Origin of the sequence: Flavobacterium sp. GSP27 (genome assembly GCF_003970395.1) — a bacterium.
GTDB lineage: Bacteria > Bacteroidota > Bacteroidia > Flavobacteriales > Flavobacteriaceae > Flavobacterium.
Map to the genome: position 1 here is coordinate 18,796 of NZ_RYDP01000004.1, position 25,320 is coordinate 44,115.

Genomic DNA, 25,320 nt, shown 5'->3' on the forward strand with positions numbered 1-25,320 from the left:
TAATCTGAAATCAAAAATAGCTACTCTTCATTCGAAAATCCTTTTAAGAACTACTCTACTTTGAGAATCACCGGAAGAATAAATTGTATTTTTACGGGAATACCGCGCTTGATAGCTGGGTTAATTTTTGGAAAATCAACTAAACGAACTTTAAGAATACTGTCAATTTTGATTTTGTCATAAGCCACGGAATCTTTGGGAAACTGCGGCTCAAATTGCATCGTTGCATTTGGAAAAACCGTGACCTTAACTTCAATCGTATCCAGTTCCGGATAAAGAATTGCAAGGGTATCCACACTCAATTTCTCCTGAATCAGCTGGGTTAAAACATCAAAAAAACACTGTTGGCGTTGCTTTTTATCTTCTATTTTTTCACAATCTACTACTGATGGGTATTCATCGACTTCTTTCCAGTTGATGGATTTCAGTTCCTTTTGCAACAATTCTTTTTCCGAGGGAATTTGCTTGTCTAAGTATTGACAGGAATTAAAAAATATAAATACTAAAAAAAGGTAATTCTGCTTCAAGGTTTTGTGTTTGAATTGGACTAATATTCTATAAAAATACAATTATTTTTTTTGAGATGCTTTCGAAAGCAAATAATCTTCGTAGTTTTCAGCAAACAATTTCTTTTTGATCGCAGCGGCAATTTCTTTTTGATCGGAATACGAAGCCACCAATCGATCTGGAAGAACAGCAGTTTGGATTGTATATTTATAAAATTCCTCCTAATTCAATACCGAGTTTGGGTCTGATTTTTTATCGAAAAAATCAAAAAAAGCGCATCAAACTCTTTCAAATAAAAATTCAATACTTTTGAGTGTTCAAAATTAGTAAAAATAAATTTATGGATGTACTGCTTTTGGTTCTTGGTTTTATGTGTATGATTTTAGGCGTTTTGGGTAGTTTTTTACCGGTTCTGCCCGGACCTGGCATCAGTTGGGTTGGATTGGCATTACTGTATTTCACAAATGCTGTTCCGGTAAATTATTGGATTTTAGGAATTACTTTATTGATCACCGTGATCCTATCGGTTTTAGATTACGTGATTCCGGCAAAGGGAACTAAGCGATTTGGCGGAAGCTCCTATGGTATTTGGGGCACTAACATCGGATTGATCGTGGGGATTCTTGCTCCTGTCCCTTTTGGATTCATTATCGGCCCTTTTGTTGGTGCGTTGATAGGTGAACTTATTTATGATTTTAAAGACCATAGTCGAGCTTTGAGAGCGGCTACAGGTTCCTTTATAGGGTTTCTGGCATCCAGCTTTATGAAATTTGTGGTTTGCGTGATGTATTTAGGATTGTTTGTGTGGATTGTCTGGAATTATAAATCTGAGTTATTTTAAGGGAAATACGAAATGAAAGGCATGTATGCTAACCCACTGAACTCCCAAACCTGCTACATTTAAATCAAAAAAGCTATCCACAAAGTGGAAAGCTTTTCATTGGTCTAACTACTAAACCCGCTACGAGTTACAAATTCGCAGCAAACAACACAACTAACGTTAAAAACCTTTTAGGGGCAAAAAAGCCTTTCTGTTACGAAAGGCTTTCCCCAATATTGCGGTCTGGACGGGACTCGAACCCGCGACCCCATGCGTGACAGGCATGTATTCTAACCAACTGAACTACCAAACCTCTGCGTTATTGCGGTGGCAAAGATACAATAGATTTCCGTTTACGCAAGTGTTTTTTGAAAAAATAATTGATAAAAAACCGTACTATCACCCAAAGTTTTGTTTTTCAACCAAGTACGTCAGTACTATTTTTTCAAAACTTTCATTCACACTCACCGGAATATACTTTATTCGGTTTTGAGAGCACGTTAAAGCCAACTTATTGAAGTACATTTCTACTTGTTTTTCATATTCCTCCTTCACATTATCGGCAAAAACTGCTACTTCCTCTCCTGTTTCTATATCAATAAACTTTCGTGGAGCGTTATCATAGTCAAAATTAAGCTCTGTTTTATTGTCAACAACATGAAACAAAACCACTTTATGCTTGTTGTGTTTCAAATGTTGTAAGGCATCAAACAGCGCTTTTTCATTACCGGATTGAAACATATCGGTAAATACAATAATCATCGAACGGCGGTGGATTTTCTCGGCTATTTGATGCAAGAAAGTAATTGCATCCGTACTTTTAGTAGTCGCAGATTTCTCTAAAAGTCCTTCAAGCGCATTCAAAATCATTCGATGGTGGCGATCACTGCCTTTTTCAGGCGCGTAGTACTCGTAACTGTCCGAAAACACACTTAGCCCCACAGCATCACGTTGCTTCTTCAAGAGATTCATTAATACTGCTGAAGCCAAAACTGAAAAACCAATCTTATTCTCAAAAAAATTCTGATTCTCTTTCAATTTCGGATAATGCATCGATGAGGAATTATCAATGATAATATGACACCGCAAATTTGTCTCTTCTTCAAATCGCTTGACGTACAAGCGTTCCGTTTTGGCAAACAGCTTCCAATCAATATGTTTGGTACTTTCGCCTGCGTTATACACTTTATGCTCCGCAAATTCAGCCGAAAATCCATGAAACGGACTTTTATGCATTCCAGAAATAAATCCTTCCACCACTTGATGCGCCAGCAATTCCAGATGCTGGAAACTAGAAATTTTCTCTATTTGCGATTCGATCTTCATATCCCAAATATATTAAAAGATTGAACGATTTAAAAATTAAACTATTACAGAAACTCAATTTAGGAACTGAAATAAATTCAGCTTAAACAAAAAAAAGGCTTGACTCTCGCCAAACCTTTTCTCTGAATCCAGTACAGATCCTATATAAATCATAATCTACTGATTACAACAATGCGTCTAAACTATCCGCGTAGGTTTGCTTTGGAGCAACTCCTACTTGCTTTCCTACTACTTCTCCGTTGTGAAAAACCAAAACAGTTGGTATATTTCTTACTCCGTATTTGGCAGCAAATTCTTGATTTGCATCCACATCTACTTTTCCTATAACTACTTTTCCTTCGTATTCCGTACTCAATTCATCAATGATTGGTCCTACCATTCTACACGGTCCACACCAAGCAGCCCAAAAGTCCACCATTACCGGTTTGTCAGATTTCAAAACTAATTCTTCAAAATTCGCGTCTGTTATTGCTAATGCCATACTATTTTATTTAAAGTTTATCGTTTGAATTTTTAAAATTCAAAACTAGAATACAAATTTAGAAATTAAAAACTAATCAAACACTATTCCTGAATTAGTTTTACCTATTAATACATTGCCAATTCTTATTCAACACATTCAGTGTACCTCCATTTATTACTTATTTGGAGCTATTTCCTGCTGTACGCTGTATTCCCAATTAACAAAAACTACGGCTAAAAAAGCCTTGTTTTTCTAAATCGGGAGATGCCGCTCCCATCAGGGCTAGGGGTTTCCTGAAAACCAAAATATTTATTCCTAAAAAAAGACCGTCATTTCAGATAGTCTTTTTAAAAAATCTAACTTTTTGTGTTTATAAACTGTATTTTACTCCAAGTGTTAATCCCAATCCGCTGATTCCAACATAAGAACTCAGCTCATCCGTAGGTCTGGAAGTATCCACGGTATTAAACTGAGCGTTATTAGAGTTACTGTCTAAACGGTCTGAATAATTCGAATGTATCTGAGATATTGTACGCGTATTCAATCGATCTACTCCATTAACCGTAAATTCCGTTGTTTCTTTATCTTTTCCATGAACAGTAAAGTTACGGTATTCCAATTCTGCAAAAGCCGAAAGGTTTTTGGCCAATTTATACGAAGTCCCTAACGCCGCTTGAAAACCTACTGTAGGATTTGGCTTGATGACATCCTTGCTAAATACATTTACACCAGCGCCAGCAACGGCATTTGTTTCAATCGTCAAATCCCCGTGAACAGGCACAATTACCCCAACTTTAGAGTAAGTTTCAAATCCTTTTACTTCTCCCAGAAAAAACACAAGTGCAGGAGCTAAATCAAAAGCTGTAATTTGCCCAACGGATCGCAGTGTTGTAGCGCCATCATCGACTCTTTTGACCATTGTTTTATCCGTACTATTATAATAATTGATTCCCATTTCCAGACCCAAACGATCCGTAAAACGGTATCCAACACTGCCAGATGTGCGAAAACCTTCTCCAAAAGACCCCGTAACACTCTCCTCTGAAACTAAATCGCCTCCTACATAAACTGTACTTAGTGCAGACTGGCCTCCAACAGTAGGGAATTCAGTTGCGGCTGTCTGAAGAAAATAGGATCCTCCTAATTTAAAATACCAACTTTCCTTTTTTTCCGTTTGCCCTATCACAATCATAGAACAAAACATAAATCCAAATAAAAATAAATTCTTTTTCATGATTATTGTTGTTTAATTCACACAAACATAATGTAAATTTACCCAACGATTCCGGGCTTTTTAGGCCGTAAAAAGCGCAAACAACAGTTCTGTCAAACGCCAAGCTAAATTTTTACTGTGCGCGCATAATTTTAACAAAAACAACACTAAAAAAAATTAAATTTAACTGTTAAAAAATCAGTTTAACTTAAAATTAATTTGCATTTTTTCCAGTTCAACCAACAATTCATTTGAAATTTTCACTTTCAATTTTCTGCTTGGCATGGTCAGCTTAGTCACTACTTTTATTTCTTCTACTTCAGTTGCCGTACTAATTTCGGGATTTCCTGATTCTAGAGAATCGGTTTCCTCATTTTCGTCTACAAAAACGGCTTCTTCATTTTCCGGAAGTACTACCACATTTTCTACTAATCGCTTTATTTTTTCCAACTCCATAATTTCAAAAGCTACAGTATTATCGCCTTTGTTTTCTTGAAAAATATGGTTTAACTTATGGATAAATTCCACCTCTAGATCATTAATATTCAATAGTAAAATTAGCTTTTTAGCAAATGTAGTCAGGACATCCTGCAGGTATTGCACCAGCACAAATTGTAATCTTGGATCCCCTTTTTTTCCAGTATCCCGATCCGTCCAGCCTTCCTTGACCATTACTTTCATGAACGTAAAATTATTCTGAATCAGAAAATGGCGAAACTTCAAATACTCCTCCCCAAAAATCCGAAACTCATAACTTTCATCGTACCCTTCTAATGTAAATATGCCCCAGCCTTTTCCGTTTTTGGCAACACGATGTTGTACATTATTGATAATCCCCCCAAAAGTCAAATTTTTACTGACATGCAATTCCATGTTCTTGAGTGCTTCTAACTTGGCATTGCAAAAATATTTCATTTCAAATTTGTAATCGTCCAGCGGATGCCCAGAAATATAAATCCCCACCACTTCCTTTTCTTTGGCTAATTTTTCCATTGTGCTCCAATCCTCACAAGGCGGAACAACAGGTTCTTCAATTTGCACATCACTACTTTCGCCAAACAAACTTACTTGAGCTGAATTTTCATTTTCCTGAAATTTAGCTCCGTACCGAATTGCTTTTTCGTAAAAGGTAATTCCATCGCCATCATCATGAAAATATTGTGCTCTCGTAGTTCCTAAAAACGAATCGAAACCACCCGCCAAAACCAGATTCTCCAATGCTTTTTTATTGGCCGCACGCAAATCAATTCGTTTGGTCAAATCAAAAATAGATTTGTATTTTCCGTCTTTTCTATTTTCCACAATCGTAGCCACAGCGCCAGAACCTACACCTTTTACAGCTCCCATCCCAAACCGAACCGCATAATCATCGTTTACGGTAAATTTATAAAACGATTCATTCACATCCGGTCCTAAAACCTGTAATCCCATGCGTTTGCATTCTTCCATAAAGAAAGAAACTTGCTTGATATCACTCATGTTATTGGACAAAACCGCAGCCATATATTCAGCCGGATAATTCGCCTTCAAAAATGCCGTTTGGTAGGCAATCCAGGCATAACAAGTCGAATGTGATTTATTAAACGCATATTCTGCAAAGGCTTCCCAGTCTTTCCAGATTTTCTCCAGTTTATCTTCAGGATGCCCTTTGGCCGCAGCCTGACTGATAAATTTAGGCTTCATTTTATCCAAAACATCCTTTTGTTTTTTTCCCATCGCTTTACGCAAAACATCCGCATCCCCCTTTGAGAAATCCGCTAGTTTCTGGGACAAAAGCATTACTTGTTCTTGGTAAACGGTAATTCCGTAGGTGTCTTTTAGTAATTCTTCGCAGGCGTCAAGGTCATAAATAATTTCCTCTTCACCGTTTTTTCGCTTGACGAAACTTGGAATATAGGCAATTGGCCCCGGACGATACAAGGCATTCATGGCAATCAAATCGGGAAATACTGTAGGCTTTAATTCCTTCATGTATTTTTGCATTCCCGGACTCTCATATTGAAAAATTCCTACAGTTTCTCCACGCTGGAAAAGCTCGTAGGTTTTCAAATCATCAATAGGAAACTCATCCGGGTTCAGGTCAATTCCAGTTCTGTATTTTACTAATTTAACCGTATCCTTTATCAGAGTAAGGGTTTTCAAACCCAAAAAATCCATCTTTAACAAACCGGCACTTTCCACCACCGAGTTATCAAACTGGGTCACATACAAATCCGAATCTTTGGCGGTTGCTACAGGAACAAAATCAGTAATATCACTTGGCGTAATAATGACACCACAGGCGTGAATTCCTGTATTTCTAAGATTCCCTTCTAAAACTTTGGCTTGCTGAATGGTTTCTCCGCCCAAATCATCTTCATTAGCAAGTCCTATTAATTCCTTTATTTTATCATACTCTTCGGGACGAACGGCCTTCTTAATTACATCGTCCTTTTCATTTAAAAAACGAGCTAAATTCCACTTAGAAGGCATCATTCCCGGAATCAATTTGGCTATTTTATCGGCTTCAAACAAAGGTAAATCCAACACACGAGCAGTATCTCGAATCGCTGATTTGGTAGCCATTTTACCATACGTGATAATTTGCGCCACCTGTTTCGAACCGTATTTACGGATCACATAATCCATTACGCTACTGCGTCCTTCATCATCAAAATCGATATCAATATCGGGCAAAGACACCCGATCCGGATTCAGGAAACGCTCAAAAAGCAGGTTGTACATCAAGGGGTCAATATTGGTAATCTTCAAACAATACGCCACCACCGATCCCGCCGCAGAACCCCTTCCCGGCCCTACAGAAACGCCCATGCTTCTCGCCTCAGCAATTAAATCCTGCACAATCAGGAAATATCCTGGATATCCTGAATTAGATATCGTCAACAATTCAAAATCAAGTCGTTCTTGAATTTCTTCGGTCATTACGGGATATCGTCTTGTTGCTCCTTCAAAAGTAAGGTGCCTCAAATACGCATTTTCTCCTCGTACCCCGCCATCAACAGCATCTTCCGGATTATTAAATTCAATCGGAATTTCAAATTTTGGCAATAAAACTTCCCGTGCCAAATCGAAAATTTCAATTTTATCCACAATCTCCGAAATATTTGAAATTGCTTCGGGCAAATTTGCAAAAAGTTGTTTCATTTCGTCTCCCGACTTGAAATAATATTCCTGATTGGGCAATCCGTACCGATACCCTCGACCACGACCAATAGGCGTGGTTTGCTTTTCGCCATCACGCACACAAAGCAAAATATCGTGCGCATTCGAATTTTCCTTATCTATATAAAAGGTATTGTTTGTCGCTATAATCTTGACCTCATGCTTTCTGGCCAATGAAATCAAAGACGCATTCACCCGATTTTCATCTTCCTGATTATGACGCATCACCTCAATGTAAAAATCTTCCTTGAATTCGTTTTTCCACCAAAGCAAAGCTTCTTCAGCTTGGTTTTCACCAATATTTAAAATCTTATTTGGAATTTCACCATAAAGATTTCCGGATAAAACAATAATATCTTCTTTGAATTCCTGAATGACTTTCCTATCGATTCTTGGCACATAATAAAAACCTTCGGTATACGCAATGGAAGACATTTTAGCCAAATTATGGTACCCTTTTTTGGTCTTCGCCAAAAGTACTATCTGGTAACCATTGTCTTTAATTTTTTTGTTTTTATGGTCCTCACATACAAAAAATTCACAACCTACAATAGGTTTCATCGGAACTTCAGTAGGTTCATCCCCATTTTCAATCGCCTCTTTATTCTTGGCTTCAGCCACTTTATTATGGTATAAAATATCGCGGACAAAATGAAAAGCACCCATCAAATTCGCATGATCGGTCATGGCAACTGCCGGCATTTTTTGTTGTGCCGCCGCTTTTACCAATGCTGCAATACTGATCGTCGATTGCAATACCGAAAACTGCGTATGATTATGCAAATGCACGAAAGGCGCATCTACAAGTACTTTTTTATTCTCTGAAAGTTCTGCTTTCGAAACTGTCGGCGCTTGTTTTTCGCCAAACTGCTGACGAATTTTATCGGACGCTTCCTTTAGATTAATATGTTTTAAACCTATGAGTTTAATCTCACTTGGATTCTTGCTTTGAAAATCTTGAAAATAACTGCCCGGAACGTCGAGTTCCTCTTTTGTAAAAACATCACGACGAATTAACTCTAAGAAACAACGCGTAGTTGCCTCCACATCGGCAGTGGCGTTGTGCGCTTCACCGAAAGGTTTATTAAAAAGATACGAATGCAATTCCGTTAGCGTAGGCAGTTTAAATTTACCGCCACGGCCACCTGGTAATTTTAATAACGAAGCCGTAACTTCTGTACAAGTATCCAGAATTGGCATCGAGCTCATTTGGCTCTCCACTCCCATTCTGTAAAATTCGCACCCCATAATATTGATATCAAAACCTAAATTCTGACCCACTATAAATTTAGCTTTGCCTAATACAGCATTGAATTTTTCTAGCACTTCTGCCAACGAAATCCCATCGGCTTCCGCCAATTCTGTAGAAATACCGTGAATTCGTTCGGCATCAAACGGAATATTAAACCCTTCGGGCTTGATCAAATAATCCTGATGCTCAATCAGTTTACCCATATCGTCGTGCAACTGCCACGCGATTTGAATACATCGTGGCCAGTTATCCGTATCTGAAATGGGTGCGCCCCAACGTTTTGGTAATCCTGTGGTTTCGGTATCGAATATTAAGTACATAGCTGGATTTGAAGAGTTTGTGATTTTAAAAAATCGCGAAAAATGAATTTCAAATTTAGTTTTTTTAGAGTAGAATAGAAGTAAATTATCAACAAAAAACAAAATTATTTTCCAAGGCTATTCTCCTATTAAAACTACGATCACTTTCAACAAATCAGTTTGATTGCATCTTATTAAAAGATAAAAAGACGACATATTGCTTTTTTGGATGTCGTAGTATTTCATCAAAAAAAAACAATGAAATACCGCTAAAAAAAATGTTGTTTACTACGAAAACCATTTTAAAAAACAACTGTCACAAAAGTGAATTAGTGAATTTAAAATTAAAAAAAAGTTACTTTTCATACCATTTAATTAAATATTCGTAAATATAACTGCATTTAAGAAGCCTAATTTAACGATTCAATAAACATCAAAAAACTCAACAAATTGATTTTTTATTAGATCTAAATAAAAAAGTACCGTACAAAAAAAAAGTAAAAAGACAAAAATCAACAAAGAAATATCCGAATGGGATTTTGGGTATCGTATATAATGGAATATTGATACGTAAAGCCTTGATTGTTTTTTTAGCTTTGTCTTTATTGTTATCATCTTAGCCTTTTGGGCTATAAACAAAACACATTAAAACATATTAAAATGAGTACTACATTATTTGACAAAGTATGGGATTCGCACGTGGTGCGCAAAATTAAAGACGGACCAGACGTATTTTTTATTGACCGTCATTTCATCCATGAAGTTACTAGTCCTGTAGCTTTTTTAGGTTTAAAAGAACGAGGCATTTCAGTATTATACCCAGAGCGCACTTTTGCTACTGCAGATCACAACACACCAACTATAAATCAACATTTACCGGTTGAAGACGCATTGTCTGCCAATCAACTCAAAGCATTAGAAGAAAATGCTGCTGAATACGGCATTAGCCATTGGGGTTTAGGAAATCAAAAAAATGGAATTGTTCATGTGGTGGGTCCTGAAAACGGAATTACCTTACCCGGAGCAACCATTGTTTGTGGTGATTCACATACATCAACTCACGGAGCTTTTGGCGCCATCGCTTTCGGAATTGGGACGTCTGAGGTTGAGATGGTACTTTCTACCCAATGCATTATGCAACCTAAACCTAAAAAAATGCGCATTAATGTTGCCGGTAATCTTCAATTTGGGGTTACTCCCAAAGATGTGGCACTTTATATTATATCTAAATTATCGACTTCAGGGGCTACCGGCTATTTTGTGGAATATGCAGGTGAAGTTTTTGAACACATGAGCATGGAAGGCCGTATGACCGTTTGTAATTTAAGTATCGAAATGGGTGCTCGTGGCGGAATGATCGCTCCAGACCAAACTACTTTTGATTATTTAGAAGGACGTTTGTATACTCCAAAAGGGGATGATTGGAATAAAGCAGTAGCCTATTGGAAAACATTGAAAACAGATACTGATGCCAAATTTGATGAAGAAATCAACTTTGAAGCATCGGATATTGAGCCTATGATTACCTACGGAACAAACCCAGGAATGGGACTGGGAATTTCTAAAAGCATTCCAAACTCAAAAGACGTTGCCGAAGGAGAAGAAACATATGCAAAATCTTTAGGATACATGGGATTTCATCAAGGAGAAGCCATGATTGGAAAACAAATTGATTACGTTTTCTTAGGAAGTTGTACCAATGGTCGAATTGAAGATTTCAGAGCTTTTGCCTCCATTGTAAAAGGACGCCAAAAAGCGGATAATGTTACCGCTTGGCTGGTTCCAGGATCACATGTCGTAGAAGCACAAATTAAAGAAGAAGGAATTCTTGAGGTATTAACCCAAGCTGGTTTTGTTTTGCGTCAGCCAGGATGTTCCGCTTGTTTAGCAATGAATGACGACAAAGTTCCTGCCGGAAAATATGCGGTAAGTACTTCCAACAGAAACTTTGAAGGACGTCAAGGACCTGGCTCAAGAACGTTGTTAGCAAGTCCGTTTATGGCTGCTGCTGCCGCTGTAACTGGAGTTTTGACAGATCCTAGAGAACTTCTTTAAAAGAATTCAGATTGAAGATTAACGATTTTTGATTGCAGATTTCGTTAGTGTCAAAATCCAATTTGAATTTTTAAAATCAAGATTAAAATAGTAAAAAAATAAAAACAGTAGCGATTAAACATTTATTTTCAAAACAGGAAATCTAAAATCTAAAATCGTTAATCAAAAATCAAAAATCAAATGGCTTACGATAAATTTAATATTCTTACCAGTAGCGCAGTTCCGCTTTCTATCGAAAATGTAGATACGGATCAAATTATTCCCGCTCGATTTCTAAAAGCAACCGAACGTGTTGGTTTTGGCGACAACCTTTTCCGTGACTGGAGATACAATAATGACGGAACTCCGAAAGCTGATTTTGTACTGAATAATCCAATCTACAGCGGAAAAATTCTTGTTGGAGGCAGAAATTTTGGTTCGGGTTCCTCAAGAGAACACGCTGCTTGGGCGGTTTACGATTATGGTTTTAGATGTGTGGTTTCTAGTTTTTTTGCTGATATTTTTAGAAATAACTGCCTGAATGTTGGTGTCTTACCAGTTCAGGTTAGTGCTGGATTTGCAGAAAAAATATTTAAAACTATCGAAGAAGATCCAAAAACGGAACTAGAAATTAATCTTTCAGAACAAACCATTACCATTAAAGCAACTGGCGAAAAAGAATTTTTTGATATTTCGGGTTATAAAAAAGACAATATGATCAATGGTTTTGACGATATTGATTATTTGCAAAATATAAAATCAGAAGTGGTGGAATTTGCCAATCAACTTCCTTACTAAACATAATCCGAAAAGGTATTGGCTAAAGATTTTCTTTGGGTTCTCCCCGAAGCAACTGTTTTTAGTTTTTGATAAAAACAAGATATCCCGATTTCTGATTCATGAAATCGAAATCGAATCCCATTTATAATGAAAAAAAGAAAAATTGAAATAATGGATACGACGCTCCGTGATGGTGAACAAACCTCCGGAGTCTCCTTTTCTGCTGCAGAAAAATTAACCATTGCACAATTATTACTGGAAGAGCTTCATATTGACCGAATCGAAGTTGCTTCGGCTCGTGTAAGCGAGGGTGAATTTCAAGGAGTAAAAGGAATTATGGCTTGGGCCGAAACAAAAGGATACAGCAGCCGAATTGAAGTTTTAACCTTTGTAGACGGCGGCCTTTCTATTGAATGGATGAAAAATACCGGAGCTAAAGTTCAGAATTTACTAACCAAAGGATCGCTCAACCACTTAACCCACCAGTTAAAAAAAACACCCGAACAACATTTTTCTGAAATTGCGCAAGCCATAGCCTTAGCTCAGGAAAATAATATTGAAACCAATGTATATCTGGAAGACTGGAGTAACGGAATGCGTAATTCCGCTGAATATGTATTTCAATATTTAGACTTTCTAACTAAGCAACCGGTCAAAAGAATCTTATTACCGGACACTTTAGGGGTTTTAATCCCTTCTGAAACTTTTGAATTTATTGCAAAAATTATAGCGAAATACCCTGATACTCATTTTGATTTTCATGCGCACAACGACTACGATTTAAGTATCGCCAATGTAATGGAAGCCGTAAAAGCTGGTATTCAAGGGCTTCACGTAACTGTTAACGGGATGGGAGAACGGGCTGGAAATGCACCCCTTGAAAGCACTGTTGCGGTAATCAATGATTTCTTACCCGAAATAGAAATTGGCGTAAAAGAATCTTCGTTATATTCTGTTAGCAAATTAGTAGAAACGTTTACCGGATACAGAATCCCTGCAAACAAACCTATTGTGGGCGACAATGTATTTACACAAACTGCTGGTATTCATGCCGATGGTGACAATAAAAACAACCTGTATTTTAACGATTTACTACCGGAGCGTTTTGGCAGAAAAAGAAAGTATGCCCTTGGTAAAACCTCTGGAAAAGCCAATATCGAGAAAAATCTTCAAGAATTAGGCCTTCAATTAAACCCTGAGGATTTAAAGTTAGTTACCCAAAGAATCATTGAATTAGGAGATAAAAAAGAAACCGTTACTAAAGAAGACTTACCCTATATTATCTCTGATGTTTTGGACAGCCAAACCTATCAGGAAAAAATTGTTGTTGAGTCCTATATATTATCTCATGCAAAAGGCATGCGTCCATCGACTACTTTATCTTTAAAAATAGATGGTGAAATCATTGAAGAGCACGCACAAGGAGATGGACAATTTGATGCTTTCATGAATGCATTGGCAAAAATATATAAAAGCAAAAACTTAGAATTGCCAAAACTGATTGATTATGCCGTACGAATTCCACCAGGAAGCAGTTCTGACGCCTTATGCGAAACCATAATCACCTGGACAAATAATGAAAAAGAATTCAAAACCAGAGGGCTGGACTCTGACCAAACAGTTGCCGCAATTATAGCAACCCAAAAAATGCTGAACGTAATCCCAGCCCCAGCCCTCCACGAAGGCGAGGGAGCCAAGCCGAAATTGGAGCTTGAAAATTTGAAATAAAATTAAAGAAATACAACACAAACAACAAACCCAATCCTTCAACACCCAGTCTCCCTTTCCTTTGGAGGGAGCTGGGAGGAGGAAAACACAATTAATATGAAATTAAAAATAGCCCTTTTAGCCGGAGACGGAATTGGACCAGAAGTAATCCATGAAGCCGTAAAAGTTTCGGATGCGATCGCTAAAAAATTCAACCATGAAATCATCTGGACTCCTGCACTTACAGGAGCTTGCGCCATTGACGCCGTAGGAGTTCCTTATCCTGATGAGACTCACGAAATTTGTATGGCTGCTGATGCTGTTTTATTTGGAGCCATTGGCCATCCAAAATATGATAATGATCCAAGCGCTCCGGTTCGTCCAGAACAAGGTTTGTTATTAATGCGTAAAAAACTAGGGCTGTTTGCCAATGTTCGCCCAACATTTACATTCCCCTCTTTGATTGACAATTCTCCTTTAAAAAGAGAGCGTATTGAAGGAACTGATTTAATCTTTTTAAGGGAACTTACCGGCGGAATTTATTTTGGAGAAAAAGGAAGAAAAGACGGTGGTGAAACAGCGTTTGACACTTGTACCTATACCAGATCAGAGGTAAAACGTTTAGCTAAAAAAGGTTTTGAACTAGCAATGACTCGTACTAAAAAACTATGTTGTGTAGACAAAGCCAACGTAATGGAAACTTCTCGTTTGTGGAGAGAAACCGTACAAGCAATGGAAAAAGACTATCACGAAGTTACGGTAAGTTATGAATTTGTGGATGCCGTAGCGATGCGTTTAGTACAATGGCCAAATTCATATGATGTCTTGATTACAGAAAATTTATTTGGAGATATTTTGACTGATGAAGCTTCAGTGATATCCGGATCAATGGGATTAATGCCTTCTGCATCCGTTGGAGAACATACTTCATTGTACGAACCCATTCACGGATCCTATCCACAGGCCACAGGCCTAAATATTGCCAATCCATTAGCGACCGTATTATCTGCTGCAATGATGTTTGAAGATGCCTTCGGCTTAAAAAAAGAAGCGGCTGCGATTAGAGCTGTAGTCAACAAATCACTCGAACAAGGAATTGTAACTGAAGATTTAGTTGCTAAAGGGGCTAAGGCATACAAAACTAGCGAAGTAGGTGACTGGTTAGTTGCTAATTTGTAAAATCCAACCCCCTTTCCTCTGGGAAGAGGGCTGGGGTGAGGAAACAAAAAAGGTGTCAATTTACATTGACACCTTTTTTTATAGTTGTAGAGAAAAATATTAATATCCACCTCTGTTTCCACCACCACGGTTTTCTCCACCACGGCTGTTTCCACCACCATAACCACCGCGAGATTCTCCACCACGACTGTTATTGTTAAAACTTCTTCTTTCACCTTCTGGTTTAGGCTCCGATTTGTTTACAACGATTGCACGTCCTTGAACAGTAGCACCATTCAATTCATCAATAGCCTTTTGAGCTTCTTCATCATTTGGCATTTCAACAAAACCAAATCCTTTACTTCTTCCAGTGAATTTATCAGTAATAATTTTAACTGAATCAACTGCTCCATAAGCCTCGAAAGACTCTCTTAAATCTGCTTCCTCAATACTGAATGGAAGACTTCCAACAAAAATATTCATATGTTCTTATTTAAATAATAAAACAAATGTACTGCTATTTTTTTTGCAATCTACTATAGATTAGCTTATTTATGTTTTTATTTTAAATTCAAAAAGAAAATGAAGCTACTAAAATACCCAACTCCTGCAATTTAAGAATCTTAACCGTGTGAATTTAGGGAACCCGCAGACTTACCGGAACCTTATAAAATACGCCTTGTTGAAAATTCAAAACAGTCCCTGCTGATGGGTTGCCATTTGCATTTTCTGCACTAAATTTAAAAGTACCTGTAACCGTAAGACCCTTCTCATCATAATCAGTAATTACTATTTGCCCGCTACCCATGTCAATACCTGTTGCAAATGAAACATCGCTTCCTCCAGTCAATACGTAAACAGCTGTCTTGGAATTACTGGTTCCCAATGGATACACTTGAGGTGATATGGAGGTTGTCTTCAAAGTCAAAACCTCATTTCCAGTAAACCCTTCAATTACTAGTGAACCATCAGAAGCTAAAGTCGCTTTGGAAGCTGTCGCTCTCCAAAACACATTGTCTTTCCTTCCTTGTAAAGAAGGAGTATTAAAACTCACCTCTTCCGCACATGAAATCATTAAAAAAAGTACCCCTAGAAATATCAAATATTTTTTCATAAAACCTTCTTTTACTAACAAAAATAGGGCATTAATGCTAAAAAAAAAACATAACAGGACAAAAAAACACGAATCAAAACCACCTACAGTGCACTGCCACAGATTAAAACCACAATCCAATTAGTATTTATCAATAAAAAAGGTATCTTTGCACCCTTAATTAACAGAGGTCGAGTACCTCAAAATTTAATCACAAGATTATGTCAGTAAAAATTAGATTACAAAGACACGGTAAAAAAGGAAAACCTTTTTACTGGGTTGTAGCTGCAGATGCGCGCTCAAAAAGAGATGGTAAATACCTAGAAAAAATTGGTACTTACAATCCAAACACAAACCCAGCAACTATCGACTTAAACCTTGATAGTGCAGTAAAATGGTTGCACAATGGTGCTCAACCAACAGATACTGCTAAAGCGATTCTTTCTTACAAAGGAGCTTTATTGAAACATCACCTTGACGGTGGTATCCGTAAAGGAGCCTTAACTCAAGAACAAGCTGATGCTAAATTAAATGCTTGGTTAGAGGCAAAAACTGGAAAAGTAGATGCTAAAAAAGACGGCTTAACAAAAGTGCAAGCGGATGCTAAAGCTAAAGCTTTCAAAGCAGAACAAGATGTAAATGCAAAACGTTTAGCTGCAGCTGCTCAAGCAGAAGCTGACGCTATCGCTGCTGCAACTCCAGCTGTTGAAGAAGAAGTTGCTGAAGCTGAAGAAGCTCCTGCCGCAGAAGAAAATAACGAAACAACTGAAGCATAATTTTAGAAGGCGACTATGCGTAAAGAAGATTGTTTCTATTTAGGTAAAATCGCTAAAAAATTTAGTTTCAAAGGGGAAATTCTAGCCTATTTAGACACGGACGAACCTGAGTTATATGAAAACTTGGAATCAGTGTTTGTTGAATGTAACAAACACTTGGTTCCTTTTTTTATTGAAAGTAGTTCGCTGCACAAAAACGATTTACTTAGAATTCGTTTTGAAGACATGACTACCGAAGAAGAGGCAGACGCCATTATAGGCAATGCCATCTACCTTCCTTTGAAGATGTTGCCGAAACTTAGCGGCAATAAATTCTATTTCCACGAAGTAATTGGTTTTGAAGTTGAAGACAAACGTCTTGGTGTTGTTGGAAAGATCGAATCCATTAATGATACTACTGCCCAACCCCTTTTTGAAGTCCTCAACGGTGATGTTGAGATTCTTATCCCCATGATTGATCTTTTCTTGGTTAAAATTGACCGTGAAAACAAAAAAGTTATCATGGATCTACCAGAAGGACTTATTGAAATGTACCTTTAAATTAGTGTTCAGTATTCAGTTTTTAGTGTTCAATTCCTCAAAAATCGTTAATCTACAATCTGAAATCAAAATTCCCTATGTTTAGTTTCAAACAATTCTCAATCCAGCAAGATCGTTGCGCCATGAAAATTGGAACCGATGGCGTTTTACTTGGTGCATGGACTCCTATTGAAAACAATCCTATTAGTATTTTAGATATTGGAGCCGGAACAGGAGTAATCGCACTAATGCTGGCACAAAGAAGTAACGCGGAACAAATTGACGCTTTGGAAATAGACGAAGAAGCGTATGAACAATCCGTAGATAATTTTGAAAACTCCCCTTGGAGTGATCGCTTATTTTGTTTTCATGCCGGTTTAGATGAATTCGTCGAAGAACCGGAAGACGAGTATGATTTAATTGTTTCCAATCCTCCATTTTATACTGATGATTACAAATCTGATAACGAACAACGTGATTTAGCCCGTTTTGCTGACGCGATGCCTTTTGAGGATTTAATCGAGGCTGCTGATTTATTGCTTTCAGAAAACGGAATATTCACAGTTATAATTCCTTTCAAAGAAGAAGAAAATTTCTTGGCTCTTGCCAAAGAATACGAATTGTATCCAATTAAAATTACACACGTAAAAGGAACTCCAACTACCGAAATTAAACGCAGTTTATTGGCCTTTAGCCGAGAAGAAAGCTCGAACTATCCCGTTGACGAATTGATTATCGAAACTGCAAGACACATTTATACTCCCGAATACATTGCATTGACTAAAGAGTTTTATATGAAGATGTAAGTCCAAAATGATTCTAAATAACACCTAAACCATTCCGTAATCTTATTTAAAACACCTTTGATCTCTGCTAAAGTTAATTTTTATTGTAATTTAGAGGACAATACCTTTTTTAATAAAATCCCGTATATAAAAGGACTTATTTGTTAAAAAATAAGCTAAGTAATAACCATGGTATAATGTCGTATTTTAAAATCAGGATAAAATCATGTAAAAATCTGATTTAAAGCTGTTTTACTTAAAGTTAATTCTTTTGATTTTACGACTTTTAAACTTTCGACTTACTTATTTCTATTTCAAATAAAAAAATATAACATTTGTTAATGCTTTTGTTATATTTCTTTCTGTAAATTTGTTCCATAAAAATTAATAACCATGAGACCAGACTTATTTCAAGCGCCAGATTACTACAACCTTGACGATTTACTAACAGAAGAACACAAACTAGTACGTGACTCTGCTCGTGCTTGGGTAAAACGTGAAGTATCACCTATTATAGAAGAATATGCTCAAAAAGCCGAATTCCCAAAACAAATCATTAAAGGTTTGGGCGAAATAGGCGGTTTTGGTCCTTACATCCCAGAAGAATACGGCGGTGCGGGTCTAGACCAAATATCTTATGGTTTGATCATGCAAGAAATAGAACGCGGTGATTCTGGCGTTCGTTCCACTTCATCTGTACAATCTTCTTTGGTAATGTATCCTATTTGGAAGTACGGAAATGAAGAACAACGCATGAAATACTTACCTAAGTTAGCCACTGGAGAATACATGGGCTGTTTTGGTTTAACGGAACCTAACTATGGCTCTGATCCAGGAAGTATGATTACCAACTTCAAAGATATGGGCGACCATTATTTATTGAATGGTGCCAAAATGTGGATTTCAAATGCTCCGTTTGCTGATATTGCCATTGTTTGGGCAAAAAATGAAGAAGGAAGAATTCACGGTTTAATTGTAGAACGCGGAATGGAAGGTTTCTCTACTCCGGAAACGCACAACAAATGGTCGCTTCGTGCCTCATCAACTGGAGAACTGATTTTTGACAATGTCAAAGTGCCAAAAGAAAACTTATTGCCCAATAAATCTGGATTGGGAGCACCGCTTGGTTGTCTGGATTCAGCACGTTACGGAATTGCCTGGGGCGCTATTGGCGCAGCCATGGATTGTTACGATACGGCTTTGCGTTACGCCAAAGAACGAATTCAGTTTGACAAACCAATTGCAGGAACCCAATTACAACAAAAGAAATTAGCCGAAATGATTACTGAAATCACAAAAGCGCAATTATTAACATGGAGATTAGGTGTTTTAAGAAATGAAGGTAAAGCGACAACGGCCCAAATCTCAATGGCCAAAAGAAATAATGTAATGATGGCTGTGGAAATTGCCCGAGAAGCCAGACAAATGCTAGGCGGAATGGGAATTACTGGAGAATATTCGATCATGCGTCACATGATGAACCTGGAATCTGTAATCACCTATGAAGGGACGCACGATATACACTTGTTAATTACCGGTATGGACATCACTGGAATTCCTGCTTTCAAGTAGTGGTAAACAGTTATTAAACTATTAATAAAATTGATAATAAAAGCTTCTTGATACCAAGAAGCTTTTTTATATTTACACAAAAATACTCTTTATGAATATCCAAACCATCAACAATAGTATTCAGCCTCAAAAAGAACTGTTGTTACACCATCCTTTATATAAAAAAGTAAAAACTATTGAGGATTTACAATGTTTTCTAGAAAATCATATTTATGCTGTTTGGGATTTCATGTCTTTGTTAAAAGCACTACAATCCAAATTAACTTGTACAACAACGCCTTGGTTTGCAACGGAAAATCCACAAACCCGATATTTAATAAACGAAATTGTCCTTGCTGAAGAATCTGACTTAACATTAGACGGACGCCGTTTGAGTCATTATGAAATGTATATTGAAGCCATGCAATCCTGTGGAGCAAATACTGAAGGTATTGAACATTTTTTAACTGAAGTAGATTCCCTTCAAAACATATTTGTCGCTATAAAAACCAGCACTTTACACCCCAATATTAAAGCATTCCTGGATTTCACATTCAGGGTTATTGAGGAAGGGAAATCCCATGAAATTGCAGCGGCTTTTACTTTTGGAAGAGAAGATTTGATACCGAGTATGTTTACCGCTATTTTGAAAAACTTTCAGGAGAATTTCCCTGAAACGGATTTGAGCAAACTGATTTATTATTTTGAAAGACACATCGAATTGGATGCGGATGAACATGGGCCAATGGCGATGAAAATGATAACAGAACTTTGCGGTACAGATGCTCAAAAATGGTCTGATGTTGAGGAAGTATCAAAATTAGCTTTAGAGAAACGCATTGGTCTTTGGGACGCCATCGAAGAAACTATCCTAATGAATGTTGAATTGGCATAAAACTAATACTTTCAAATAACGCAACACTTCTTTAGAAAATACCCTTAAAAAAAGCATCTTGTTTTAGTAACAAGATGCTTTTTTATTAATTTTCAGGAGCCAATTCGAGTTCTAATCCCTCGAGGCTTTCGGTAATTGGGATCTGACAGCCCAAACGACTGTTTGCTTTTACATAAAAGGCTTCTGAAAGCATTGCTTCTTCATCATCGCCCATTTCTGGCAAGGCAACATCATTAAGAACATAACATTGACAGGAAGCACACATGGCCATACCGCCGCAGGTTCCTTCTACAGGAAGCTCATAGGCTTTGCATAATTCCATGATATTCATGGCCATATCCGTGGGAGCCTGTAACTCATGCACGACTCCTTCTCGATCTTTTATTTTTATTAATACATCCATATGATTGTGGGTGTTTGGTTTTAGGCAATCGGTGTTGGTTATTAAATACGGACTGCGTGAGGGATAGAAGCTGGCTACCGAAGTAGCGCGGATAGCCCGACCGTTTTAAGAAAAAAGGCCTATACCCGTTAAAACAAGTAGCCTTTTTTCTTAAAAGGGGCACGCCCTGTTAATTTATAGGATATTTACAACAGTTTCTATTTGTGGTGCAAACTTTTTGATGGTTGTTTCTACTCCGGCACGCAATGTCATTTGATTTACGCTGCAACTGGTACAGGCTCCTTCGAGACGCACTTTTACGTGTTTCCCGTCCTCTATGGAAATAAGGGTAATGTCACCACCATCTGAATTCAAAAAAGGTCTTATTTCTTCTAGCGCTTTTTGAACTTCTAGGGTTAATTGTTCTGTTGTCATTGTCTTTGTTTAAAGATTCAAAAGATTAGAAAATTGAACGATTGAAAATTATTTTCATGCGTTCTAATTTTTTATTTTTTTACTGCGGAACAACCTGCCATAGTTGTAATTTTCACAGCTTCGGTAGCAGGTAAATTTTTATTTCTGTTGACGGTTTCCTGCACTACATTTTTTGTGATTTCCTCAAAAACTGTTTCGATAACTGAACCGGTTTGCATGGCTGCAGGACGACCGTAATCACCTGCTTCCCGAATCGATTGTACGATGGGCACTTCACCAAGGAATGGAACATCTAAGTCTTCGGCAAGATTCCTGGCCCCTTCTTTTCCAAAGATATAGTATTTGTTTTCAGGCAATTGCTTCGCCTGTTCGCTTTCGCTCGAGTCTTCCGGTGTAAAATACGCCATGTTTTCTATAATTCCTAAAACTGGTACATTTATAGCTTCTGAGAGGAACATTGAAACTCCTTTTTTGGCATCGGCCAAAGCTACGGCCTGAGGAGTACTTACGATGACAACTCCTGTAATTGGCAAGGATTGCACGATAGAAAGGTGGATATCTCCTGTTCCTGGTGGCAAATCGACTAACATAAAATCTAATTCCCCCCAATCTGCATCAAATATCATTTGGTTCAAGGCTTTAGAAGCCATGGGCCCTCGCCATATTACTGCTTGACTTGGTGCTGTAAAAAATCCTATCGAAAGAATTTTTACCTCATAACTTTCTACGGGCTTCATTTTTGATTTTCCGTCAACCATGACAGAAATGGGCTTTTCACTTTCTACGTCGAACATAATAGGCATGGACGGACCATAAATATCCGCATCTAGAATCCCTACTGAAAATCCCATTTTAGCTAATGATACTGCAAGATTTGCAGTAACGGTAGATTTACCTACACCGCCTTTACCAGAGGCTACTCCGATAATATTTTTTATACCTGGAATTTGTTTCCCTTTGATTTCCGGTTTGTCCGGCACTTCCACTTTACTATTAATTTTGATTTTAGCCTCCGGAGATACTAATTCAAGAATTGTTTTTCTGATGTCGTCTTCCGCACGTTTTTTGATGTGCATTGCTGGGGTATGTAATACTAGATCTACCACTACTTCATCGCCAAAAGTGACTACGTTTGCAATTGCTCCGCTTTCAACCATATTTTTCCCTTCTCCGGCTATAGTAATTGTTTCTAAGGCTTTAAGAATTTCTTTTTTTTCTAATTTCATTTTTAGTTTACTGTTTCTATTGGCTTATACCACCAGAATATTATCTTTATTTAAACTGATTTCAGATTACAAAGATACTATGAAAAGTTCTTATTATAAAGGATTTGCATCGCATTTATTGATGCACAGATTGCTGGTCGTTATTGGGTATTTGTTGAGAATAGAACCCCGGAATCTGAACTATTATAAATCATTCTGTCCTGACTTCCGGTTGCCAAAAATATTTTTCTAAATCTACAATTTGATTGTTGGTCACGATTATTCCCTCGCTTTCCAATAATTGCTGCATCAGATTGGTGCCGTCAAAATGTAATTTCCCCGTGAGCAAACCGTTCCTGTTGACTACACGGTGTGCCGGAACATCCTCCAGACCATGGGAGGCATTCATTGCCCAGCCTACCATTCTGGCAGAGCGTGCCGTTCCTAAGGCCTTTGCAATAGCGCCATACGAAGTAACCTTACCGTAAGGAATTTGCCTGACGATGTCATACACGCGTTCAAAAAAAGTATCGTTTGACATGATTTTAAATCTAGTGAAAAAAGGTTTTATGGGAGACCCGGTGAGCCAATTACCCCATATAATAACGGACAATATTAATCAAAGTAACTAATGATATAAACCCGGTTATGCTACCAATAATTGTATTCATGTTTCGCATAATATAATCCGACTTCTCTTGTATTTTTTGAAAAAAAGTAATGTACAAATAAAACCCCAAAAAAGAGCCCAACACCACTCCTGTCACAAAAACAAAAACATTTGAAAAATCAAACAGAAACAAATTATAAGAAGCCAAAGTAATGCTTGCAAAAACATAATAAGGGATCGGGAAAAAGTTAAGAGAGGAGAGCAAAACTCCTAAGAAAAAACGAGTGGAAGTACTCTTCTTTTTTATTTTGTCTTTTTTAATTTTGGGGGTTTTAGCAACCAACAAAAAAAAAATAGTCAACGCAGTAAAGATGACAAATCCTACTTCTCGCAATAAAACAATCACATCCGGGCGCACTTCGATAAATTGTGCAAATAAAATAGCGAGATAGGCTTGTACAAAAATTACGATTACTGCTCCCAAAACAAACCAAAAAGCGCTTTTCTTCCCTTCTTTCAGATTTACTTTAGCAGCTGTCATATTGAGAAGTCCCGGGGGAGTAATCCCCACAAAGGCAGTAACAAAACCCAAAAACAAGGAAGTGATTAAATTCATAAGCAAACGGTACCAGTATTCAAAAAAACAATCCCAAATATAAAACTATTCTTTAATTTTAAATCGAATATACGTAATTGCTTTATTAACTTCCAAATATTGTTTTTCATAAAATGTCTGAAAAGCAGTTACTTCCTCGGGACTTCCTTCATTTACATACACATTATGATTGGCATATAAAACTTCGTGCCCTTCGCCATGCAGCAAACCTAAGGTATATCCATGCATGAATTCACTGTCTGTTTTAAGATTTACAATACCGTCTTTTTTAAGTACTTTTTTATACAATTGCAAAAACTCGGAATTTGTCATTCTGTGTTTGGTCCGTTTGTATTTTATTTGGGGATCGGGAAAAGTAATCCAGATTTCGTCTACTTCATTTTCATCAAAAATATGATTGATCAATTCGATCTGAGTTCTAATGAAAGCCACATTATGCAATCCGGTATCCACAGCAGTTTTAGCACCACGCCAGAAACGCGCGCCTTTGATATCAATTCCGATAAAGTTTTTATTGGGATACCTTTCTGCCAGACCTACTGAATATTCTCCTTTCCCACAGCCTAGTTCCAGCACCAATGGATTTTCATTTTTGAAAAATTCTGTATTCCATTTCCCTTTCAACGGAAATAAATCACCTACTACTTCTTCCCTCGTTGGTTGAAAAACGTTGTTGAATGTCTCGTTTTCCTTGAATCTTTTTAATTTGTTTTTGCTTCCCACTTTTTTAGTATATTTTGGCAAAATTAAGGAAATATATAAGACGGAGCGAACTAGGGGCCAAAAAATGAAAAACGTTTTAAAAACAACATTTAATGCACCCTTTAAACTATTATTTAATTAAAGATGGCTTTTAAACAACAGTACATTTTATGAAGAAATTTTAAACTAAGTAATGACTCAAATTTAATGTCATATTTTAATAAAGCACTAAATTTCTTTGCCACAGATTAGCACAGATTAATTCGTTATGTAATTTTAAAAATCTTTTTAATCCTTACAATCTGTGGCAAAAACTCTTTTTAATAATTGCGACAATATATCTTTCTTGCTACTTAAGAATAAAACAAAAACTAAAAATTTTATTGCTTTGCTTGTATTTTTTTGATCATGGCATCTTCGATAGGAGTTTTAACTTTAATCACTTCACCTGAATTGCTATTTGGGATTGTCATAGACAAAACGTATTGCTTTATTTTCCATTCTTGCCCTATTTTGACTAACACGCCTGAGCCGCGACAAATTTTCATTTGAGTATTCAGTAATTCATCAAACCAAGCTATTTTACCTGTTTTGTCAAAATGAATATGACGTTCTAAAGCTGTAAAACTCCACGCTTTTCCTTTATCGAAATGTGGTTTTGCATAGGCCTGAAAAGCTGTTTTATTCCAAATCTCTGTTGCATCAGTACCTATAAAAATTGCATCATCTGACATCAAGCCGAAGTATGCGTTATAATTAGCATCTGCAGCAGCTTTATGCCAAGTATTTAATGTAACATTGATTTCGTTTTTTGAATCGCTTTGTTTTACCATCACACTTTTACAACCAGACACGGTTATTACTATCAAAAAAGCTAGTAGTTTTTTCATTTCATTCGGTATTTATTTATGGTTTTTTATTCCATCTTATTTTTATTTTTCGATCAACAGCTACCGGTCTCCTCGAAGTCCTTTCCTGTTTGAATTACAAGGTAGCATAAAAACATCCGATATAGCAATGAATCGCTCGA

General features: G+C 37.1%; 24 protein-coding genes and 1 tRNA gene. 10 read left to right on the top strand and 15 right to left on the bottom strand.

Going from position 1 to position 25,320, the window contains the following annotated elements; all coding sequences use genetic code 11:
• Positions 1-50: 50 nt before the first annotated feature.
• Positions 51-527 carry a hypothetical protein gene (locus EKM05_RS04810; protein WP_126457504.1) on the bottom strand — a complete coding sequence of 159 codons (477 nt, stop codon included), beginning with the start codon at positions 525-527 and terminating at the stop codon, positions 51-53.
• 320 nt (positions 528-847) lie between these two features.
• Here EKM05_RS04810 and EKM05_RS04815 point away from each other — a divergent pair, with 320 nt between their 5' ends.
• Complete coding sequence (locus EKM05_RS04815) at positions 848-1,348, top strand: DUF456 domain-containing protein (protein ID WP_126553866.1); 501 nt, start codon at positions 848-850, stop codon at positions 1,346-1,348.
• Between the two features lie 218 nt (positions 1,349-1,566).
• On the opposite strand, the gene EKM05_RS04820 is transcribed toward EKM05_RS04815, so the two are convergent.
• The 5 genes from EKM05_RS04820 to dnaE form a co-directional block, all read right to left on the bottom strand.
• Positions 1,567-1,640: transfer RNA gene (locus tag EKM05_RS04820), tRNA-Asp, on the bottom strand.
• A gap of 86 nt (positions 1,641-1,726) precedes the next feature.
• A complete protein-coding gene (locus tag EKM05_RS04825) occupies positions 1,727-2,653 on the bottom strand; it encodes a DUF58 domain-containing protein (protein WP_126553868.1) in 927 nt (308 codons plus the stop codon).
• A gap of 163 nt (positions 2,654-2,816) precedes the next feature.
• Positions 2,817-3,134, bottom strand: a complete 318-nt coding sequence (gene trxA, locus EKM05_RS04830; protein WP_126454285.1) for a thioredoxin — start codon at positions 3,132-3,134, stop codon at positions 2,817-2,819.
• A gap of 352 nt (positions 3,135-3,486) precedes the next feature.
• The gene (locus tag EKM05_RS04835) at positions 3,487-4,350 is read right to left on the bottom strand and encodes an outer membrane beta-barrel protein (protein ID WP_126553870.1); all 864 of its coding nucleotides are present in this window, start codon (positions 4,348-4,350) and stop codon (positions 3,487-3,489) included.
• 177 nt (positions 4,351-4,527) lie between these two features.
• A complete protein-coding gene (gene dnaE / locus EKM05_RS04840; protein WP_126553872.1) occupies positions 4,528-9,063 on the bottom strand; it encodes a DNA polymerase III subunit alpha in 4,536 nt (1,511 codons plus the stop codon).
• A gap of 639 nt (positions 9,064-9,702) precedes the next feature.
• Here dnaE and leuC point away from each other — a divergent pair.
• The 4 genes from leuC to leuB all read left to right on the top strand — a co-directional run bounded on the left by leuC (position 9,703) and on the right by leuB (position 14,742).
• On the top strand, positions 9,703-11,097 hold the full coding sequence (gene leuC, locus EKM05_RS04845; RefSeq protein WP_126553873.1) for a 3-isopropylmalate dehydratase large subunit: 1,395 nt from the start codon (positions 9,703-9,705) through the stop codon (positions 11,095-11,097).
• 180 nt (positions 11,098-11,277) lie between these two features.
• Positions 11,278-11,874, top strand: a complete 597-nt coding sequence (gene leuD / locus EKM05_RS04850) for a 3-isopropylmalate dehydratase small subunit (RefSeq protein ID WP_126516528.1) — start codon at positions 11,278-11,280, stop codon at positions 11,872-11,874.
• 129 nt (positions 11,875-12,003) lie between these two features.
• Complete coding sequence (locus tag EKM05_RS04855; protein ID WP_233590876.1) at positions 12,004-13,584, top strand: alpha-isopropylmalate synthase regulatory domain-containing protein; 1,581 nt, start codon at positions 12,004-12,006, stop codon at positions 13,582-13,584.
• Positions 13,585-13,680: 96 nt separating this feature from the next.
• Positions 13,681-14,742 (top strand): 3-isopropylmalate dehydrogenase, encoded by a 1,062-nt coding sequence (leuB, locus tag EKM05_RS04860; RefSeq protein ID WP_126553875.1) that lies wholly within the window; start codon positions 13,681-13,683, stop codon positions 14,740-14,742.
• A 99-nt stretch (positions 14,743-14,841) separates the two neighbouring features.
• Here leuB and EKM05_RS04865 read toward each other — a convergent pair whose 3' ends face one another.
• Entirely contained in the window at positions 14,842-15,204 is a 363-nt protein-coding gene (locus tag EKM05_RS04865; protein ID WP_126454296.1) for an RNA-binding protein, read from the bottom strand.
• A 154-nt stretch (positions 15,205-15,358) separates the two neighbouring features.
• The gene (locus EKM05_RS04870; RefSeq protein ID WP_126457514.1) at positions 15,359-15,835 is read right to left on the bottom strand and encodes a DUF6252 family protein; all 477 of its coding nucleotides are present in this window, start codon (positions 15,833-15,835) and stop codon (positions 15,359-15,361) included.
• A gap of 200 nt (positions 15,836-16,035) precedes the next feature.
• On the opposite strand from EKM05_RS04870, the gene EKM05_RS04875 reads away from it, so the two are divergent.
• From EKM05_RS04875 to EKM05_RS04895, 5 genes are all read left to right on the top strand, one after another.
• The gene (locus tag EKM05_RS04875; protein WP_126454300.1) at positions 16,036-16,590 is read left to right on the top strand and encodes a 30S ribosomal protein S16; all 555 of its coding nucleotides are present in this window, start codon (positions 16,036-16,038) and stop codon (positions 16,588-16,590) included.
• Between the two features lie 15 nt (positions 16,591-16,605).
• On the top strand, positions 16,606-17,130 hold the full coding sequence (gene rimM, locus EKM05_RS04880; RefSeq protein WP_126457515.1) for a ribosome maturation factor RimM: 525 nt from the start codon (positions 16,606-16,608) through the stop codon (positions 17,128-17,130).
• 77 nt (positions 17,131-17,207) lie between these two features.
• Positions 17,208-17,915, top strand: coding sequence for a tRNA1(Val) (adenine(37)-N6)-methyltransferase (locus tag EKM05_RS04885; protein ID WP_126454304.1), 708 nt, complete (start codon positions 17,208-17,210; stop codon positions 17,913-17,915).
• A 372-nt stretch (positions 17,916-18,287) separates the two neighbouring features.
• Positions 18,288-19,466, top strand: a complete 1,179-nt coding sequence (locus EKM05_RS04890; RefSeq protein WP_126553877.1) for an acyl-CoA dehydrogenase family protein — start codon at positions 18,288-18,290, stop codon at positions 19,464-19,466.
• Positions 19,467-19,557: 91 nt separating this feature from the next.
• On the top strand, positions 19,558-20,340 hold the full coding sequence (locus tag EKM05_RS04895; protein WP_126457517.1) for a DUF3050 domain-containing protein: 783 nt from the start codon (positions 19,558-19,560) through the stop codon (positions 20,338-20,340).
• 85 nt (positions 20,341-20,425) lie between these two features.
• On the opposite strand, the gene EKM05_RS04900 is transcribed toward EKM05_RS04895, so the two are convergent.
• The 7 genes from EKM05_RS04900 to EKM05_RS04930 form a co-directional block, all read right to left on the bottom strand.
• Complete coding sequence (locus EKM05_RS04900) at positions 20,426-20,743, bottom strand: 2Fe-2S iron-sulfur cluster-binding protein (protein WP_039110363.1); 318 nt, start codon at positions 20,741-20,743, stop codon at positions 20,426-20,428.
• Between the two features lie 174 nt (positions 20,744-20,917).
• On the bottom strand, positions 20,918-21,157 hold the full coding sequence (locus tag EKM05_RS04905; protein ID WP_126454312.1) for a NifU family protein: 240 nt from the start codon (positions 21,155-21,157) through the stop codon (positions 20,918-20,920).
• Between the two features lie 71 nt (positions 21,158-21,228).
• Positions 21,229-22,383, bottom strand: a complete 1,155-nt coding sequence (locus EKM05_RS04910) for an Mrp/NBP35 family ATP-binding protein (protein ID WP_126553879.1) — start codon at positions 22,381-22,383, stop codon at positions 21,229-21,231.
• A 190-nt stretch (positions 22,384-22,573) separates the two neighbouring features.
• Positions 22,574-22,903: an MGMT family protein gene (locus EKM05_RS04915; RefSeq protein WP_126457518.1), complete on the bottom strand. Its 330-nt coding sequence runs from the start codon at positions 22,901-22,903 to the stop codon at positions 22,574-22,576.
• A 49-nt stretch (positions 22,904-22,952) separates the two neighbouring features.
• Positions 22,953-23,588, bottom strand: coding sequence for a LysE family transporter (locus EKM05_RS04920; protein ID WP_126553881.1), 636 nt, complete (start codon positions 23,586-23,588; stop codon positions 22,953-22,955).
• A gap of 45 nt (positions 23,589-23,633) precedes the next feature.
• Complete coding sequence (trmB, locus tag EKM05_RS04925; RefSeq protein ID WP_126459008.1) at positions 23,634-24,311, bottom strand: tRNA (guanosine(46)-N7)-methyltransferase TrmB; 678 nt, start codon at positions 24,309-24,311, stop codon at positions 23,634-23,636.
• 359 nt (positions 24,312-24,670) lie between these two features.
• The gene (locus EKM05_RS04930) at positions 24,671-25,180 is read right to left on the bottom strand and encodes a nuclear transport factor 2 family protein (RefSeq protein WP_126553883.1); all 510 of its coding nucleotides are present in this window, start codon (positions 25,178-25,180) and stop codon (positions 24,671-24,673) included.
• Positions 25,181-25,320 lie beyond the last annotated feature (140 nt).